13 protein-coding genes are annotated in these 18646 nt (G+C 51.7%); all 13 read right to left on the reverse strand.

All coding sequences use genetic code 11. From position 1 onward, the window contains the following. Positions 1-43 precede the first annotated feature (43 nt). The 13 genes from RI101_01995 to RI101_02055 all read right to left on the reverse strand — a co-directional run bounded on the left by RI101_01995 (position 44) and on the right by RI101_02055 (position 18378). On the reverse strand, positions 44-1174 hold the full coding sequence (locus tag RI101_01995) for a glycosyltransferase (protein MEC4888806.1): 1131 nt from the start codon (positions 1172-1174) through the stop codon (positions 44-46). Positions 1175-1214: 40 nt separating this feature from the next. After that, positions 1215-3104 (reverse strand): asparagine synthase (glutamine-hydrolyzing), encoded by a 1890-nt coding sequence (gene asnB / locus RI101_02000; GenBank protein MEC4888807.1) that lies wholly within the window; start codon positions 3102-3104, stop codon positions 1215-1217. A gap of 86 nt (positions 3105-3190) precedes the next feature. Continuing rightward, positions 3191-4318, reverse strand: coding sequence for a hypothetical protein (locus tag RI101_02005; GenBank protein ID MEC4888808.1), 1128 nt, complete (start codon positions 4316-4318; stop codon positions 3191-3193). Between the two features lie 56 nt (positions 4319-4374). After that, a complete protein-coding gene (locus tag RI101_02010) occupies positions 4375-5463 on the reverse strand; it encodes a GDSL-type esterase/lipase family protein (GenBank protein ID MEC4888809.1) in 1089 nt (362 codons plus the stop codon). Then, positions 5460-6767, reverse strand: a complete 1308-nt coding sequence (locus RI101_02015) for an O-antigen ligase family protein (GenBank protein ID MEC4888810.1) — start codon at positions 6765-6767, stop codon at positions 5460-5462. Before RI101_02015 ends, RI101_02010 begins: the two co-directional genes overlap by 4 nt. A gap of 22 nt (positions 6768-6789) precedes the next feature. Then, positions 6790-7992 carry a hypothetical protein gene (locus tag RI101_02020; protein ID MEC4888811.1) on the reverse strand — a complete coding sequence of 401 codons (1203 nt, stop codon included), beginning with the start codon at positions 7990-7992 and terminating at the stop codon, positions 6790-6792. 95 nt (positions 7993-8087) lie between these two features. After that, entirely contained in the window at positions 8088-9515 is a 1428-nt protein-coding gene (locus RI101_02025; protein MEC4888812.1) for a glycosyltransferase, read from the reverse strand. Positions 9516-9652: 137 nt separating this feature from the next. Further along, positions 9653-10810, reverse strand: coding sequence for a glycosyltransferase family 2 protein (locus tag RI101_02030; GenBank protein ID MEC4888813.1), 1158 nt, complete (start codon positions 10808-10810; stop codon positions 9653-9655). Positions 10811-10897: 87 nt separating this feature from the next. After that, positions 10898-12406 (reverse strand): lipopolysaccharide biosynthesis protein, encoded by a 1509-nt coding sequence (locus RI101_02035; GenBank protein ID MEC4888814.1) that lies wholly within the window; start codon positions 12404-12406, stop codon positions 10898-10900. A gap of 465 nt (positions 12407-12871) precedes the next feature. Further along, positions 12872-14011: a hypothetical protein gene (locus tag RI101_02040; protein MEC4888815.1), complete on the reverse strand. Its 1140-nt coding sequence runs from the start codon at positions 14009-14011 to the stop codon at positions 12872-12874. Positions 14012-14450: 439 nt separating this feature from the next. Continuing rightward, complete coding sequence (locus tag RI101_02045) at positions 14451-15728, reverse strand: 4Fe-4S dicluster domain-containing protein (GenBank protein ID MEC4888816.1); 1278 nt, start codon at positions 15726-15728, stop codon at positions 14451-14453. Positions 15729-15940: 212 nt separating this feature from the next. Further along, the gene (locus RI101_02050) at positions 15941-16093 is read right to left on the reverse strand and encodes a DUF5989 family protein (GenBank protein ID MEC4888817.1); all 153 of its coding nucleotides are present in this window, start codon (positions 16091-16093) and stop codon (positions 15941-15943) included. A gap of 440 nt (positions 16094-16533) precedes the next feature. Continuing rightward, positions 16534-18378 carry a carbamoyltransferase gene (locus RI101_02055; GenBank protein MEC4888818.1) on the reverse strand — a complete coding sequence of 615 codons (1845 nt, stop codon included), beginning with the start codon at positions 18376-18378 and terminating at the stop codon, positions 16534-16536. Between the last annotated feature and the right edge of the window lie 268 nt (positions 18379-18646).

Consider the following 18646-nt stretch of genomic DNA (forward strand, 5'->3'; position numbering starts at 1 on the left):
CGCGCAACAGTGGGCTCGCTGGACACCTCACTCCACGCCAACATCAAACGCCTATCCCAGACGCAACGGATAGCTCGTCATAAAGCAGCCCGAATCGGCTCGCCACATATTCAGCCGAATGGCATTGCTCCACCTGCTTTCTTGCGTGGGCCCCCATGCTTTCCCTGATACTGGGCGCTTTATAGAGTGCGATCATACGACTAGCCAGGCCCTCCACATCGCCAGTTGGCACCAGATGTCCAGTGACACCTTCCGCTACAAGCTCGCGTGTTCCACCGGCATCTGTTGCCACAACCGCTCTCGATGCAGCCATTCCCTCTAAGACAGCATTTGGAAGCCCTTCGGTATCGGACGGAGACACAACCACATCGATTTTCTGAAGCGCCTGGGGCACATTTGTCACTGCCCCCATCAGATGAAACTTCTCACGCAAACCTAATCCTTCGATTAATGCTAAAACCTTTTGGCGCATAGGCCCGTCCCCAATCAAGGCAAACCGCGCATCTGGGCATACCGATGCAACTATCTGAGCGGCCCTCACAAACATGAGATGCCCTTTTTCAGGTCTCAAGTTAGCGACAACGGCGAATATGACCGGCTGAGAATCGCATTCTCCAGAATGCTGTAGGGTATGATGCGGAATAGAAAAGCGAGATAAGTCGAGTCCGTTTTTAATCACGATGATGCGCTCCATGGGCAGAGTACCATCTTCCACCAATCGACTCTTGATCGCCTCAGCGTTTGCGACCACGCGCATCGCCAATCGGAGACTCCACCGCTCGGCGCGAACTTGCCAAACCGTACGCTTGACCCCATGATCTCGCCGACTTCCCACTGTGATTGGAACTCCCGCCAAGCGAGCCAGCGGAAGTCCAAAGACGTTTGTATAGAGGTCGAACGTCTGGACGATTTGAATCTTCGCCTTTTTAAGAAAGGCAATAAACGCGGCCGCTTGCCGAACAGCGTTGAGATTAGCAAGCCCCGTCAGAGGAAATGCTGGAACCTCTCCCACGTCCAATGGGAGCTGATCCAACAGCGGCCCCTCTCGGTCGAAACAGGCAACGTGAACTTCAAACAATGATCGATTCAGATGCTTTATCAGTTGGAGCGCCTGTCCTTCTGATCCGCCAATCCTAAAACTATTCGTAAAAACGAGAACTCTTCGTTTCGGCATATGGAATAGCACCCTATCCTCTGACAAATACTCTTCTCCCCTAGCTTTGAGTAATAGAGGACCTGTCCAGATACATCTGAAACCAGGTCTCGAGAACGAGCAAGTTCCAAATGACGGCACTTAGCGATTTCTCACCTGCTGCATGTCGATTGATAATCGATTCCGTTACCGGGGCATTAAAGTAAGGGCGAGCCCGCGCAGAAGACGACAGCAAAGTATCCCGGATATAATGATGAAAATCCCCGGCAAACCAATATTCAAGAGGGACCCCAAATCCTTGTTTAGGTCGGTCAACGATATCGGCTGGGAGATACTTCCTGGCAAGTTTTTTCAGTAAATATTTCGAGACCCCTTGGCGCAACTTGAAATGGCTCGGATAACCAGCTACCTCTTCGATCAGCCTATGGTCCAAGAGGGGGCTACGAACCTCAAGGGAATTAGCCATGCTCATCCGATCTACCTTGGTCAGCACATCACCGGCTAAGTAGGTCTTGGTATCCACATATTGAAGCTGGGAGAGCCACTCATATGACTGCACACGGTCAAAATACTGCATGAAAATCGGCGCTGCATCGTCTATCCGCTGCAGCTCACGTTGATAGTCACGAGTTAACAACCGATGCAGCGTGACAGGCGGGAGATACGAAATGCTATCTAAATATCGCGCCGGGCCAGGCAGCGACATGTTTCGCAAAAGATTCTTTCCCTTCGCGCCATCCGGCAATAATCCAGAAACTGTGCCCAGCAGATTCCGCGCTAACCCGGGAAGCTGTCGACGCTGTCGAGCAAGATCAATCTGATAACGATCGTACCCGGCAAACATCTCATCGCCCCCATCCCCACTCAAGGCAACCGTGACCTGCTCAGCTGCCGCGCGTGACACATGATAGGTCGGAATAGCAGAGGAGTCTCCAAATGGCTCATCAAAGTGCGAGACGAGACGGGGGATCAGATCGCAGGACTCTGGCCCTACGATGAATTCATGATGATCTGTGCCCAAATGACTCGCAACCCGCCGCGCATAGGGCAACTCATTATACGCTTCTTGCTGAAACCCGATCGCAAAGGTTGATACTGGCCGACTCATTTCCTGAGCCATCAACGCCACGGTCAAACTTGAATCAATCCCGCCACTAAGGAAGGCTCCCAGAGGCACCTCACTCATCAGTCGCACTCTCGTCGCGTCCCGCAGGTGATATTCTAGCCGCTCAAGCGCCGCACCCTCTGTAATCGCTTGCGGATCAGGCGTTTTCGGCAAACACCCGTCCCAATATGATTTGACGGACAGACACCCTCCTGTCAGACTTAAACAATGACCTGGGGGTAGCTTATGAATATCTTGGAAGATGGTAAGGGGATCAGGTATATAGAAGTAGCGTAAGTAATATAACAGCCCCTCGGCATTCAGGGTCGGCAAGACATCGGGATGCGCTAGAATCCCTTTGATCTCTGACCCGAATACAAGCTGGCCATTTCGCCACCAATAATAAAGCGGCTTGACCCCCAAGCGGTCACGGGCAATAAACACACGATCGCGCGTTCGATCCCAAATGGCAAAGGCAAACATACCACGGAGATGGTCAACGCAAGCATCCCCATACTCCTCATAAAGATGAACGATGACCTCTGTATCGGAATCTGTCTTAAACCGATGACCTCGCCGGATCAAATCTTTCGATAAATCTTGATAATTGTAGATTTCTCCGTTGAATACGATCCAGATCGTGCCTGCTTCGTTACTGATAGGCTGATGGCCAGTACTCAATGCAATAATACTGAGCCGCCGCATCCCAATCCCGACTAACCCATCGACAAAGATTCCCTGATCATTCGGGCCGCGATGCAGGATGCTCCTGCACATGGCATGGACAATCCGTTCATCTGCAGGGCGGCCTGCAGATCCATTGACATATCCGACAATCCCACACATCGAAACTTCACGACTCCTTCCGACAAGCCGTCTCAGCGCTTTATACTACACCCCTCGTTCACTCGCCCAAGGACAATACCTCTGCGTCAGAGAAACAACCGCCTGAGCCCAGTATCGACGCTGGCAATGGACTGGCGCGCAACTATTAGAAGATACGTGCAGCCAGAAATAACGGCTAACATAAACAGAAAAGTGCCCAGCCCACCTCCGTGGAGAGGGAAGGCCGTGACGAGGCCTTGCCCCACAAACCGATGAAACACAAACGCACAGAGGGCATAGGTCCCCAACAGGCGAAGCGGTTCAACCATAAAGCGTTCAGACCACCAGGCCGTAATGAGTCCCCCAAACGCGATCACTCCGAGAAACATCACCTCGGACCGAACGAATGGCAATAGGGCGTGCTGCCACTGGCTTACACCAGACCAAAGCGCTCCCTCCATTGCGACGCTTCCCATAACAGCCAATAGGCCTGACGACAGAATGATACCGGCCGATACGACTGTTCCCCATGACCATCCCATTCTCTGACAGGCGTGAAGAATTCGCGCGTTGACATAGCCCAACACCCCATATGCGATAAACCCCAAAACTGAAAACCCCCCCAGGCCCACCAGCAGAATATTCCTCACATGTTCAATCGCTGGTATTTCCACAGTGAACTGTTTCAATATCATCGTGAGAGACACGATGGCGGCGAACCACACAAGCCCTCCTAGCTTGCCGATTCGTTGTTCCGAAGAATACATCAGCGGCAACAGTGGAAGCACGAGTGCGATGGGGAAAAGGACACCGGAGATATTGTACTCCGTGTGTAAAGTAATCAATCCAAGAAACCATGAGGCGAGCATCGCAAAATCCGGCTTCTGCGTGACATACAACTTCCCTAGCCCGAGTAATAAATTAGACCAGAACATCACGAGCAACAGTTCACCGGATCGTTTCCATAAGCGCCTGGGTTGAGGAAGACCTGCATTCGCATCATAGCGGACTCCAATAGTATATCCGGCCATCATGGCAAACCCGGTGGTCGCAATCTCAAGAATCCACAATCTCTGAATCGGGTCTCGAATGGACGGCGTACAGGGAGTTGCCGCATGCACGACAAACATCAGCAGGACCAGCACGCCTCGCGACACATCAATATAGTCGATGCGTCCGGCGTTCGAGGGCAACCCAGAAATAGCCGGCGCTGATTCCGCAAACTGAACCGTCATTCGCTCATCCAAATGAGGTATGCACCCTTCACCGTCTGCGCAATCTGCCGAGTACGCTACGAAGGGTTATCCTGCGTGAGCTTCAGCGCTCGCCCTATTGGCTCGACCAACGCCTCAGCCACCACACGATTGCCTTCATCGCTCAGATGCATCGTATCCTGGAACAGCCCATCTTTCTTCCGCAGATTGAACAGCGCGTCCAAATCGACCAGGGGAATCTGATGACGGCGCGCAACATCCTCTATTGCGCGATTATATGATCGGTGGAGACTCAGAAACCGTTCAAGGCTGTAGGCCCCGGCAAAATATGGGAAAAATATATGCTCCCGCTCGATATCGTCCTGGGTCATCCCCAAGCGGACAGCAGTTGGCCTCGTCACAAACAAAGCGTGAATGCTTTGTGATTCTAATATTGCGGCAATCGCGTCAACATTCGACTGGTAGACGACCGGCATAAATTGATCAAATGCAGCCGCCCCCTCTGGATCTCCATCCAACTTGGGCTTCATCAGGAGCGGCCGCAAGTAGTAAAACAACACCTTAGAATAGGCCTTCACCAAGTAACTCTCATTGAGAGCCTTCCAGATCCCACTATACTTATATTGCCGAGTAGCCGCCGAGCTGACCGGATTTGTTTTCATCAGGTCGTTCCACCCTATATAGAGCGTGACCATATCAGGCTGATACTCCAAGAGTTCGTCGCGCAGCCTCGCCAAGGCAAATTCGGAATTAAATCCTGAGATGCCGGCATTGATGACCTCTATCCGTTTATCGGGATACCGATCCTTGAGAAAGCGATCTAACAGACCTGAATAGGTTGTTTCATACCACCCCCCGGCGAATGTACAGGAGTCACCCAATGCGATAATCCTAATCGTGCCGGCCGGCTTCTGCTTTTCGAATTCCGGACCAACAAAGCCCTTGGAGTTAATGGCAACATGCTCAGAACTGTTCTGAATACGTGCGTTGGGCACCAACGCCGGGCGTTCTCGGACAGAATCATATGTGAGATAGGCCACCCGAAAATAGTTAGCCCAGACTCGCAAAATAACTTCCGCCCCTCCCAACAAGACCGCCATGATCACGAGACTATAGGTAAGGCCACGCCAGAAAGACACCGGCCCTCGTGTCTGTTGTTCATTCATATTGCCTCTGCTTTCTTTGCGTCCATTAAATGAGGGGCTCGTTTCACCAAACTTTTCAGTGCAACAGCCATCCCTCCTGGATAGAAGAAATAAAAATTATAGGCAACCGGGCCAAAAAATGCGCCAACCATATAGGCGATGAGACTCAGTCGAATGGCAAAAGCTAAATTGGCTATATTACGAACGGGCGAGCGTTCAATGGCCGTCAGCCCTTGATAAGTCTTCGATATAAGAAGAATGTAAAGAATGAACCCCACTATTCCCAACTCCACACCAACCTGAAGATAAGCATTGTGAATCACATTCCAGCCTGCTCCGGAATCCGCCGCAGTCAGGATATTCATACCGAGGCCTACCCCCAGTGGGTGCTCCACCATGGACGCCACGCCTGCCTTCATTAACTTAATACGATGTTCTCGTGACCCGGTTTCATCCAAGTCACTTTGAACAATCGATAGCATACGATCAGAGTAGCCCGCCGGAAGAACAACCAACACCACTGGCAGCAGCACAGAAATGAGCAGCAGGACTTGCATCCGCTTGCCTTTCGCGATCTTCCAAACAAGCAAACCTGCAACGACAAGCAAGCCTAAAAAAGCTCCTCGCGAAAATGTAATGACGACGGTCACCGAGGCAGCGATAAGTGTCAGCCCGGCCATGTACCGTGTCGCCTTAGTGGTAGCAGTCACATAGGCATACCACGCAAGTGGAAGACACATATCTAACAGTAACCCCAAGTCGTTGGGGTTCATTGCAAGTGGTGCAAACCCACCTTCAATACGATTAGCAGCGCCCGAAATCATATTGCCGGTGCGCCAATTTTGAAGACCGATCAACGAATTCACTGCGGCAAAGAACACGAACATCCAGCAGAACTTTTGCGCCCGTTCTCTAGAAGTCAGCAGATTCGCGGTTAGAAAAAATACTACGCCCGCCTTCCAAGCATAATCCATAAAGAATTGCAGACTGCCACCGGGCCACCGCGAAAAACCAACGGAGAGGAGAGAGAGTAAAAGAAGCCAGGCTACGATCTTTAGCTCACTCCCCTCCGCAAAGCTCAGATGGCCTTGGGAGAACGCGAACTTGACATATGAGAATAGGGCCAAGAACATCACTATCTTTCCAATCCCTAATGCCGACAAGGCTGGGACGAAGGCTTGTGGAGCAATAAATACGATCACCCCAAACCAGACGAAGCACTGGAACGCGAACTTTGTTTCTTTCTCGACCTGTGCATCCAGAGCCTGAATCGACGAGGCGAGTCCGGCCGGAACATGTCGCACCTGATGGATTAATGAAGCCATAGATAGTCGCTACACATGACCGTCAACACGTGCGTCTCACCGAGTTGCTGTGCGTGTGATACGGAGGGATCACAAAGTTTTTATACTGACTCGGATCTCCCATCTTTCCGGCTTCAGCCGCCTTAATGATGTTATAGAGCTCTCGCGCTGTCACATAATGGAGCCGATACTCGTTTCTGTCTCGATACTGTGATTCCAGGTACGAATACATTTTCTCTGCTGGATTTCCAAAAAGAGCATCCCAACTCCGCTCCTCTGCCCCATGACAAGACACCTTCACAACGACCCACTCGGGGCGCCCCTTGACATGGATATGTTGATCCACCCATATCTGAACCCGTTCAATACTGGGAGGATTGGAACCTTGAATTTCACCATTCTCAATCCTTGGAAACACGCCCCACTTTCTGCTGTGCCAATTGAAACTTAATGGCCCAGGAACCAGAAGAAGGTCCCCCGCCTGCTGCCCGCCTACCTCGACATCAATACCGACATCGAAGGATTTGGGATTCAGAGGATCATCCGTTGCATAGTAGATCGCGTTAACCTTTCGGGATTGGCTGATACAGGGCACCGTCGGCAGACTGAAATCCGCATAGCACCCAGTCTGGCGCAGGACCGTTAATTCGTCGTTAGCTCCGCAAAATGCGGGATCAAAACGCGAATTATCGAGAGCCATATTGCCATGAATGAAGGCGTAGGTCGTGCGAGACGGCATTTCTTGAGTTTGTTGCGCCCCATGCTTGGAGAAATCCGCCAAACCTTGTCGGAGCTTTTGCTGCAGCGTTTCACCTGTATCATGCCCATGATGCAGATGGACCTCAATTTCGCCAAGCCCCTGTTGACACAAATCAACGAGCCCTTCCAGATATTCCGAACGATAATTTTCGATTGGATAAAACCACGTATGCTGAACTGGGCGTCCCGTAGAATCCCGATGGCGCGCCGCAAGGCTCGGATATTGCTCTAACCAGACCCGCATCCGAGCACGCTCCTCTTCTTGTGTAGACCCCTGTGAGACCGGTTCAAAGTGATCAACCATGCAAAAGAGAACATGTGTCTTCCCCTGCTTATTGGCGCATTGCTTTGCCTGCCGATTGTGGGATCGCTGCTGAAGATACCCCGGTATCCACAGAAACAAATACAACCTCCGAGCTTCTCGGATAACAAACCATCCCACGAAACCTGCTACCACCACGGCGATCATAAGAAATATGGTCATCACGATTTTCTTCCTCGACAAGATCCGGGCAACGAGGGAGCAACCCATCTTGCTCCTTTGACACCCAGCTTACCCCACTTAGGCTAAACCTCTACACGCTATTGACAAACCGATCTCATAACCTGCGCATACCTATCCCCCAAGCGACTCCATTCAAATTCAGCAGCCACTCCTCCTAATTCGAAAGGCTTCGCCTGCCTATCCAGCCCGCAGCGATATTCGCCATACCATGTTTCCAACACCCTCTTCATTTCTCTGATATCGCCTTGAGCAACTACCGCACCTCCGACGCTCTGAATCACTTCAGCCGTCGCCCCATCCTGTTCGGTGATGGACAAAATTCTACGGCTTGCCCCAATATATTCATACGCTTTCCCGGGAATTTGAAGCTTTTGATTCGTGGCTAATAAGAGAAGCACATGAGCCTGACGCATCTCGCTGAGCGCCTCATGCCGAGGGACCGCACGAGATACAGTAACGATATCACTAAGCCCATACGTGGCAATCAACTCCGCTATGGGGCGGCCACGCACTTCATGGCATTTCCCAACCAGTCTGATCTCAACATCCTCTGACTTCATCAGACCTTCCACACAAAGATCCCGTACTGCTTGGAACAAAAGTTCTGGAGTCCTCTCGTATTCAATGCTCCCAAGGTAACTGATCCTAAACTTCGCTGATAACGGAATCTCGGCAACGGCTTCAAATTCAGCGGCACTGAATCCATTCGTAATTGTCTCCCAATGACTACTCGGCAACTCTGGATAATGGGTCCGATACCAGTGCGTCATAAACGAAGTCACGCAGACAACACGATCCGCGCAATGAAGCACGGCTCGTTCGAGCCGTTTATTCATCCAGGTTGAAAGTCCACTCGTATACTCAGACGGACGTGTCTCTGACATGGCCCAAGGATCTCTGAAGTCTGCGATCCACACAACCCGCGACAAGACACGAGCTAACAAGGCCACGATATGTGCGGTGAAGGGAGGCCCTGTCGAGATCACACAAGACACATGATATAACCTGACAGCGTTTACTGCCTGTAGCAATCCAAATGGCAACCATCCTATATGTTCATCAGGTGTATACAGAACAGACAACAGAACACGCCTCAATGTCCTCCCCGGTCCTCGAGCGGTTACGTCCTGCGCCTTCACGCCTTGAGCTGGGGGTGCCCCCATTGCCCCACCAAAAACCTTCGCAAAAAACGATCTCGCCGCGACATACAAGCGGGGAAGATTGGGCAGACATCGAGTCCTGATCACCACGAGGCCAGCATCTGAATCGTCCAGGTTCGCATCAATCTGTTCGTAATAGCGTTCCTTGACGGTAAGTATAATAGGCTCCCACCCGTACGCTTTGAGCGCTGCCACAAATTTGACCGGCCTGACTCCTCCGATAGAGGTGTCAGGTGGCCAGTTGTAAGTAATTACGAGCACACGACGTCCTTCCCCTGCCGTCAAGCCAGAGGCTGCCTCACTGCGTCTCACGTTATTCTCTCCAGTGGAAGATACTGAAACCATGGGCTCCTGGCTGGTAGGGAGATTGGCGGCAGCCCAGCGGCAAGGTCCTGAACCGCATGGCCAGCCAGAATATCAGGCGCGACCGTTACCCACTATCACAAACCACTGGCGTCTCATTTCCGTCCCGTAGAAACGCCCTACGAAGTTTTTCCCCATAACGCCGGATCACGCCTGGCAAATCGAATCGCCCCAACAAGCGCAGCATAATTAAGAAGACAAAATGTATACGCCGCCGAGGTCCATCGTTCACGCACCCCCACCTTGATGAGGCCCCATCCGATGAATGCGGTGGAATAGACAGCAACTTGGGCAAGAAACACGAGGGCATAGGGAAATTCCGCTGCCAGGACAGCACTCGTGACAAGCAGCAGAATCAACATGAACGGCGCGGCCAATCGACACACCTTGTGCGACATGAATTGAAACCACAGCGGATTCCGCCACGGATTCAGAAGATCCGGACACAACGCCATCGCTTGATAGTTGCCGGCAAGCGTCCGCACTTTTCGGGCAAACTCATCTCGATACTTACGACTGACTCGGTCGTACGCCTTTGCCCGGTCTTCAAAAACGACGCGATATCCCATCATGGCAATCCGCATCGGAATCAAAAGGTCGTCGAGAATCGTACCGGGGGGAAGAGGGGAAAACAGCGCTCGCCTGATGGCATAAATGGCGCCCGTCACACCAACCATCGAGCCATGTTCAGACTCTTTGCGCCTAATCCATTTTTCGAGTTTCCAATATACACCCACACCTTCCGCACCTGAACTCTCTGGATCTGACTCAAGAATCAGCTCGCCGCTTACGGCTCCAACCGAAGGATCTGAAAAGTTCTCTGCCAGACTGGCAACAGTTGTAGAACTAAACTGCTGCCTGGCATCCGCGAAAACGATAATATCCCCACCAGCTCGCGCAACCCCTTCGTTCAACGCGACCGCCTTCCCCTGCCGAGTGGCAAGCGTCACCAGGCGGACGACACCGGGTGCATACCGGCGGACAACTGACTCCGTGTCATCGGACGACCCATCCGAGACTACAACAACTTCCAGACATTCAACAGGATATTCCTGTTTAAGGCAATTCTCAATTCTCGCCGCAAGACGCGGCGCCTCATTCCACGCCGCGATGACGATGGAGACCGATGGGGTAGCCGGCGCACAACACACCCTTCGCCGTGGCAACACGCTCCAGGCCCAGAGTACGAGCGGATATCCCGCATAGGCATACAGGACTACAAGGAGAGAGCCCAATAGCAGCACCTGACACACCATCTCAAAATGGCCCAAATTCATGGCTATTGCCCCTTAGGAAATCGTTGATTAGTTACAGGCCGCTTCACGCCTATGCGCCGTCGCGGACGGGTCGGCTGCCTGCTCCGCTTACCCTTGCCGCTGACTTCTAACCAAGGCAATAAACTTTTGCAGATGTGCTCGGTAAAATAGGAATGCCATCAGAATATAACTGATGCCCCCCAGACAGACTTCCGTTCCCAGCCGAACCGGCAATGGCCAGTCAGAAGGCATGCCATATTTTACTCCGATGACCGTCAACGTCATGGCCAGGGAGGCAACGGCTGCCGGGATCAACGATCGCCAATATTGACCATGCGCCAATCCGATCGCACGAAAGACATATGCGCTCAGCCTATAATTGAGTGGAGGATGGATAAGAGCCCAGACCATCGCAATCCCAACAGTCCCCCAGTGGCTGGCCACTAAACAGGCCGGAGGGAAAATGGCCGCACAGAGCGCATTGTTCCACAAGCTTGGGCGAGAATCTTTAGTAGCAAACAGCACTTGCCCTGGAATGCTGGAGATCGATCGGTAGGAGGCCGAGAGAGCAAGAATCTGCAAGGGAGCCGTCATGGGAAGCCACTTTTCGCCGAACACCACTCTGACTAACTCCTCCGCTACGAGCGCAAGTCCGATCGTGATCGGAAACGATACAACCGCGAAACCTTCCGTCAAAATAAGCAAATAGCGTCGAAGAGCCGCATGATCATGCTGGACCGCCCCAAACAGCGACGTGGTGACCTGATAAGACATGCCGGACACTTTTTCAACCGCCATATTCGCCAACGCAAAACCGAACGAGTAGGCGCCTAACGCTGCCTGGCCCAGCACCCGCCCGACAATAAAAGCGTCAGAGACCTTATACAGGTACCAGAGTATTCGCGCCCCCACCACATCCCAACTATACGCAAGAACTTCGCGGAGTTGATTGAACCGCGGGATCGAAAACCCATGCGGTCTGGCACCAACTAGACAGGCTGCCCCCATCGTTGTTCCAACAAGACTTCCCAAGACGAGTGCCCAGTATGAGAAGTCAAGGAGGGCAAATCCCACGACACTGCTGGCTTGGACCAGCATCTGAAGCCCCTCTACCAGTGCCAAGAATTTGAATCGCATTTCTTTCTGAAGCAGGGCGTAAGGCACCCCTTTCATCCCAAGCGGAATAAATCCTGATGCCAACACAATAACGACTACGGTCAGTTCATCTGATTTGAAAAACCAGCTTAGCGGCACCGCGGCAAGGCACGAGAGGATAAACCCTCCGAGCCCAAGCATGAGGGAAATGCCGTTAAGCTGAGACACTTGGTCTGACTCAAGGTCTCTGAAATTAAGAACGGCACTGCCCACACCGAACTCTGAGATCATTCCAACAATGCCAATAAACGCCATCGCCATAGCCATGATACCGTAGTCGTCCGGCGTGAGGATTCTGGCCACCAAGATAGTTGCCACCCATGTCAGGAGTTGCCCCGACCACTTCATGACGCCTGTCCACGCCATACCGTGAACTAACGAACGATCCAGCTCTCGGGAAACACGCGCGCTTGCCTTCCCGGGCTGCTGCTCGGCCAATACGATTTTCCCTGGTTTGGTCATTGCCTAATACAAACTTTCTTTTGCCGCATCTGGGGTGTCAATGCACGACGCTAGACGGAGAGCACCAGCAGTCTCAAGGCTCGACACAATTCCATGGGTACGCGGTGATCGCCCACAGTAATCCGGAGCCGGCACATATTTGCTCATTTCCTCATTACCGCTCGCAATGCCAGAGGGGATTTCCCTATAATCACATTTCTATGATTTGAAAATTGCGGGAGGATTCGATGGGCTCTGATACGCAGCGGAGGATGAAGAAGACCTAGACCACACAACGTTGTCGTTAAAAACTCCTACCACAACCTCCATCATCAGCACAGCGCACCATCATACAATACGACCTCTCCTTTATGCATGTCAGCCTGCGCCGCCATCTTGGCCCATACAGGCCTTGTCACAGTGATGGCCAACGCCAAGAGAAACAGGCCCAGCGGATTCCGAGCCAGTTACACTGCGTGAACTCATTCACCTTGCGATATCCCGCTTAATGCTAGCAAATATCTTATCGGCAACCATTTTATTTCCTTCCATAGAGGTATGGGACCAGTCTAAAAAGATTGGTTCAGACACGGCATTAAACATGTCGGCAATAAAAAATACCCCTTCATTTTCTCTACCCTCAAAGATCTTCTTGGCTTCAGCATAGACCTGTCGCTGAGACTCGACAAAAACAGGCGCCGCACTCTCCTGAATATCTTTTTCGTAGGATGCCGGTGGCCTATGTGGATTAAATAAATTGGGCTGCCAAAAGAAATACGCTTTGAATCCATACTCCTTCGCCAAAGCTTTAACTTGTCGAATGTGGGCATCGTAATACCCCACAACCTTTCCCGCTCGCATCCCTACACTGTCGGCGATACTCTCCTCCCAATGCCTTACCCTTCGCTCTTTGAGGCTCCAAAGCAATTTGCCATAGTTAGACGGTTCAAACCAATCGTGGACAAGGCGATAGATGATATCGCTTTCCGATTTTCGCCGAGACTCGGCCTCTTTTCGCAGATTCTGTGGGTCTCGAGGAACTGCGGGAGAGTACGCCCCGGCATAGCCATCATTGTTGCCATCATAAAAAATGACATAGTCTGGCACTTCACCATCTGCCAACTTCTTTAGCAGTTGATTTAGCTCCTGTGTCGATACATACCCCGTTTCGCCCAAATTATAGACATCGTACTCGTCACCGAGGGAATGCTGTAGCAACGACGGTATCGTCATCTCGTCCGACGCGCCAGTCCCCCACAACGTTGATCCACCCAACATGAAAACCTTTTTTGCGTGCGCCTTTGGATCCTTGATGGTTTTCCTAACCCCATCTTGATCGACATGTACATGCCTTGTGTTTATTGGATCCCTTCGGAAATGGATATACGGTTCAAAATGGGTATGATCTTGCAGCGAATATTGAAAAACCGCTTCCCGTTCGGGGTTGTTGGCATACACAGCCATATATGCACGAGCATCAATAGCTAGAGAGTTCGGATCGACCGAGGCAGAGCGGTGAAACTGAGCGCGTAACTCCAATGCATAGTGGCCCAATACAATAATTAGGACCGAGCTAAGAAGGAATGTCGCAATATAGCTGTATATTCTTGCAAACCGACTCCCCATTTCTGACTCCTACTGTAACCCTTACTCCAGACGCCCGGCCACTGATTTCGCTTTCCCTTGTGATCCACCTCCGAATTTAAACCGCAGAGCAAGAGAGTGCCGTGAGAGGCCCTCTTCAGAACTAACAAGAAAGGCTGGCTGGCAAACACAACCCTGACGCGTACCCTAATCAAGATCAGGGGACGCGTCCGGGCCATAATTAGACCTAGAAAATTGAATAGATAGCAGGGGCGAGAACACTTCCTTCGAGGAAAAACGCAAGCGCACTCAACGCCAAGAGGACAAAAATAAGAGGCGCCAGCCAGTAGGACTTACTTTCCTTCAGATACAGCATAAGCTCTACGACAAGATTATAATAATCTTTTCCTCTAGTGGATGTGCTCAAGCGGTCCCCCCTTCGTCACAACGTTGTTCACCGAACAACTTCGCAGCAAATCGCCTACGATTGAACTGGTGTAGGTGCGGCCTTTTCCTTTGGCGCGGAAAACCATTTCTCAGCATGCAAGCAACACTCCCTAAATACAATAAAGGAAAAGATTGCGCCAGGATAAAACCAGAATCCACCAAAACGGGATGTAACTCCCCCACACACTAAGGCGACAATGAGCGACATAAAATCAGCCACCGGACCTAGCGGCTCAAAGACCTGCATGTGTCGGGCATTGGTAAGCAACCCGTCTTTGCGAACCGTCTCTTGCTGCCATGGACGCTTCTCATAGGGCTTTAACCTATCGGTTTGCGGCACGCCTGGCGCAGACGTATCCTTCAGGACATTGTCATCACAAGCATCAATGCACGCGTAGCATTTAATGCATTCGAGATTGGTCACCTTGCCATCGAAATGCCAGATTTCCCGACTGACATCAATTCCCTGCGGGCAGGCATTACTGCAGTCACGACATCCCGTACACTGCGCAACACGGGTAATCTTTGATTGCAGAGGCGACCTGTTCATGAGAGGCACCATAATCGTCACATAGGGGCAGAGTATCCGGCAAAACGCCCCGTGCCCATAGCGAAGATTCAGCACGACGCTCATCATAAATTGGATAAAAACGGCCAAGCCGAATGCGATGAAGAAATCAGACCAGGTGGGATTGATCTCGATATTGAAGAAGGCCGTTTTTGCGAATGCTTTCCCCTCAAAGCCAGGCAAGTCCGCGAGCGGGGGCGGCGACATGGGGCTCACCTTCGGTGAAAATCCAGCGTTGTGGATCAGGATGATGACGGGCAATAAGAGTATAAACAGGGCGCCAATTCTCAAAAGCCAGCGGTGAGGAGTATTGATGAGAAGATTCTTGTTCCTGATCTTTTCATAGTGCGCGATCTTCAACTTGCGGAGGATCCAATCGGCGAACTCGATCGCTCCGCGCATGTGACATACCCACCCGCAAAAGCCCCGTCCGAAAACCAAGATCGACCCAAGGATTAACAACACCATTATAGAGGCGGCATTGATCGTCCCCTTGGCAAGAGATGGCACCCCCATCATGGCGGTCTTGCCCCAAATCTCGATCCCAAAAACATGCCATGCAATGAGATGAAATGCGATATACACATGCACCAATGCCAGCGCAATCATACGGTACTTATGCCGCCTGGTTGGAGCGAGATTCAGCGGAGCATGAACATGACAGGAACCGTGGGACTCCTCCTTGCGAGTCTCTATGGTAATAAGCGGGAGCTGCGGAGCAGGTGGCGAAGCGACGGTGCTCATATCTCATCCCCTCCCGATCGGGTGATCTGTGTAGACTTAGCAACGAATGTTGTGCGCTTACAGAATCCGTTTCAATGTAAAGGATAGTGGAGATCAAAAACCTACGCTATTCCTCTTAAGAGGGAGGGGGGATGCTGGCCAGACCAGCTTTAGGAAGGCTGGCCTGGCGCTAAGTCGGACATGGCTACATGCAATAGCTAAGCCAAAATAAACTAAAAGAGGGTATAAATGAATGGCGCAACGGCTGACCCCTGAGTTAAGACTATCAGACTCCCGAGGAGCACGAGCACCAAGACTATCGGAAGAAGCCAGAATTTCTTCCGCTCCTTCATGAAAGCCCAGAGCTCCATCACGAAATCGCCCATATCCACCTCCTCGCAAGTACCTGTTAAAATTGAAACTTCATATGAGAATGGGGCCTAGGAGACCGGAGGACCCTATAAGTCTCACTTGACTCGGCAAACCCTTGCCTCATTGTATTCTTCCCCATGAGCCGAAATAGAAGCCCAATCGGAGTCACCAACCCATAAAACACAACACCGAGAAGGATTCTGGTATTAATCCACCCCAAAATATGCCCGACCCACATCCACCCTTTATATATGGGGGACAGAACCGCCGGGAGAATTGCACCACAGACAATAAGCACGCCTCCAACTCCGGCCGCCCAAAGACGCACCGGCTCCCCTCGAAATACGAGCGGCCACAGCCCGATCACAACAATGATCGACCCAACCAACAATCCGAATTGACGCAACTCTTTGCGTGCGGCGACTTCTTCCATTTCGAGATCCCCCCCGTTCAGCTAATCGAGCTCAAATTCTTTTTTCCAATCAGAATCGCCTTCAAGAGGTCTCTGATCCTCTTTCCTTAACACGCAATTCTCGATCACCAGAACATCCATTTCTGTCCTCATGAAACAGCGATAGGCATCTTCCGGCGTACACACAATGGGCTCACCGCGCACATTGAATGATGTATTGACGCAGGTGGCGTACCCCGTCTTCGCCTCAAAAGCCTTGAGCAACTTGTAATACCGGGGATTCGTCTCCTCATGAACCGTCTGAATTCTGGCAGAGTAATCGATGTGCGTAACGGATGGGATATCCGACCGCGGCACATTGAGCAAATCGATTCCCCATAGTTCTTTCTGGCCTGGATCGAATGGAAGCCGTCGCTTTTCAAGGACCGGAGCCACCAGCAGCATGTATGGACTATCACAGTCCATCTGAAAATAGTCCGACACACGCTCTCTCAAAACAGAGGGAGCAAAGGGCCTGAACGACTCACGATATTTAATCTTGAGATTCAAAACCGACTGCATTTTTGTATTCCGGGCATCCCCTAAAATACTGCGTCCGCCAAGAGATCTCGGCCCAAACTCCATACGCCCCTGATGCCACCCCACGACCTTTCCCGCTGCCAGCTCATCAGCTACCCGGCCATACAAATCCTTCTCATCAAGCCGACAATAGACCGCCCCAATGGTCTTGAGCCGAGCTTCAACATCCTCATTGCTGAATGCCGGCCCCAGATAACTCCCCTTCATTCTGTCGTGGATATTATCTGCGCCCCTTGGTTTATTTTCATACTGATGCCAGGCGCTCAGCGCAGCCCCCACCGCTCCGCCGGCATCGCCAGCCGCCGGCTGAATCCAAATCCCTTTGAACGGCCCCTCCCGAAGCACCCTTCCATTACCGACACAATTGAGCGCAACCCCTCCCGCCAGGCAAAGATAGTCCACTCCCGTTTCACGATGCATCGTCCGCGAGAGTCGCAGCATGACCTCTTCCGTCACTTCTTGAATCGATCGAGCCAAATCCATTTCCCGCTGACCGAACTTCGACTCCGGCTTGCGAGGTGGCCCCCCGAACACCGCATCAAACTTTCGGCTTGTCATAGTCAACCCGGTACAGTAATTGAAATACTCCATGTTCATTCTGAACGTGCCGTCCGGCTTCAGATCGATCAAATGTTCATAAATAGCCTTGACATACTTCGGCTCTCCGTATGGAGCCAGCCCCATGACTTTGTACTCTCCGGAATTGACTTTGAAGCCCGTATAGTATGTGAATGCTGAATAGAGAAGACCGAGCGAGTGAGGAAACGGAATATCCCACAGCGGGGTCAACGTATTTCCCTCCCCCAGCCATGCCGAGGTGGTCGCCCACTCCCCTACTCCATCCATACACAACACCCCGGCCCGTTGATAGGGTGAGGCAAAAAATGCTGACGCGGCATGGGATTCGTGGTGTTCGCCGAAGAGGAATTCCGGCAGTTCGGATTTATCGAGGCCATTCGAACAGGCTAACACTTCCTTTTTAAGCAAGTTGTGCAAAAAGAGCTTCTCTTTCAACCAGACAGGCATTGCAGCCAGGAACGATTGAATTCCTTGAGGAGCAAACGACACATAGGTTTCCAGCAATCGCTCAAAATGAATGAGTGGTTTATCGTAAAAAACTATGTACTTTAGATCCTTGATGCCAATGCCGGCTTGACTCAGACAATACTCCACCGCTCGACGAGGGAATCCCGGATCATGCTTCTTTCGAGTGAACCGTTCTTCTTGTGCCGCTGCGACAATCTCGCCATCCCGCACCAGGCAGGCGGCACTATCGTGGTAAAACGCAGAAATGCCCAGTATATACATAGACCTCGATCCTCTTTAAGGGGCTGCGGGATGGGCCGGTTTCAACACTCGCTTCATCCTTGGAGCAAGTCTCTACGACCGATTGACCTGCCCCAGAACCTGGAGATTACCGAACTGGGAAAACTTTATCAGACCAACCAGCACATCACCTAGCGTTTTAGATATTTGCTAGATTCTTCGGATCAGAAACAACTCGAGCCTGACACGAAAAGACTTGCTGTACTTATCCCCCTCAAGCTGCCCCCCCCGTGTGCAGTCTCGGCTTGCT

Source organism: Nitrospira sp. (genome assembly GCA_035968315.1).
Classification (GTDB): Bacteria; Nitrospirota; Nitrospiria; order Nitrospirales; family Nitrospiraceae; genus Nitrospira_D.

Bases quoted from the DNA above. Each gene is read 5' to 3' on its own strand.
- RI101_01995 (MEC4888806.1), bottom strand. From the start codon at position 1,174: ATGCCGAAACGAAGAGTTCTCGTTTTTACGAATAGTTTTAGGATTGGC.
- asnB (MEC4888807.1), bottom strand. From the start codon at position 3,104: ATGTGTGGGATTGTCGGATATGTCAATGGATCTGCAGGCCGCCCTGCA.
- RI101_02005 (MEC4888808.1), bottom strand. From the start codon at position 4,318: ATGACGGTTCAGTTTGCGGAATCAGCGCCGGCTATTTCTGGGTTGCCC.
- RI101_02010 (MEC4888809.1), bottom strand. From the start codon at position 5,463: ATGAATGAACAACAGACACGAGGGCCGGTGTCTTTCTGGCGTGGCCTT.
- RI101_02015 (MEC4888810.1), bottom strand. From the start codon at position 6,767: ATGGCTTCATTAATCCATCAGGTGCGACATGTTCCGGCCGGACTCGCC.
- RI101_02025 (MEC4888812.1), bottom strand. From the start codon at position 9,515: ATGGTTTCAGTATCTTCCACTGGAGAGAATAACGTGAGACGCAGTGAG.
- RI101_02030 (MEC4888813.1), bottom strand. From the start codon at position 10,810: ATGAATTTGGGCCATTTTGAGATGGTGTGTCAGGTGCTGCTATTGGGC.
- RI101_02035 (MEC4888814.1), bottom strand. From the start codon at position 12,406: ATGACCAAACCAGGGAAAATCGTATTGGCCGAGCAGCAGCCCGGGAAG.
- RI101_02040 (MEC4888815.1), bottom strand. From the start codon at position 14,011: ATGGGGAGTCGGTTTGCAAGAATATACAGCTATATTGCGACATTCCTT.
- RI101_02045 (MEC4888816.1), bottom strand. From the start codon at position 15,728: ATGAGCACCGTCGCTTCGCCACCTGCTCCGCAGCTCCCGCTTATTACC.
- RI101_02050 (MEC4888817.1), bottom strand. From the start codon at position 16,093: ATGGGCGATTTCGTGATGGAGCTCTGGGCTTTCATGAAGGAGCGGAAG.
- RI101_02055 (MEC4888818.1), bottom strand. From the start codon at position 18,378: ATGTATATACTGGGCATTTCTGCGTTTTACCACGATAGTGCCGCCTGC.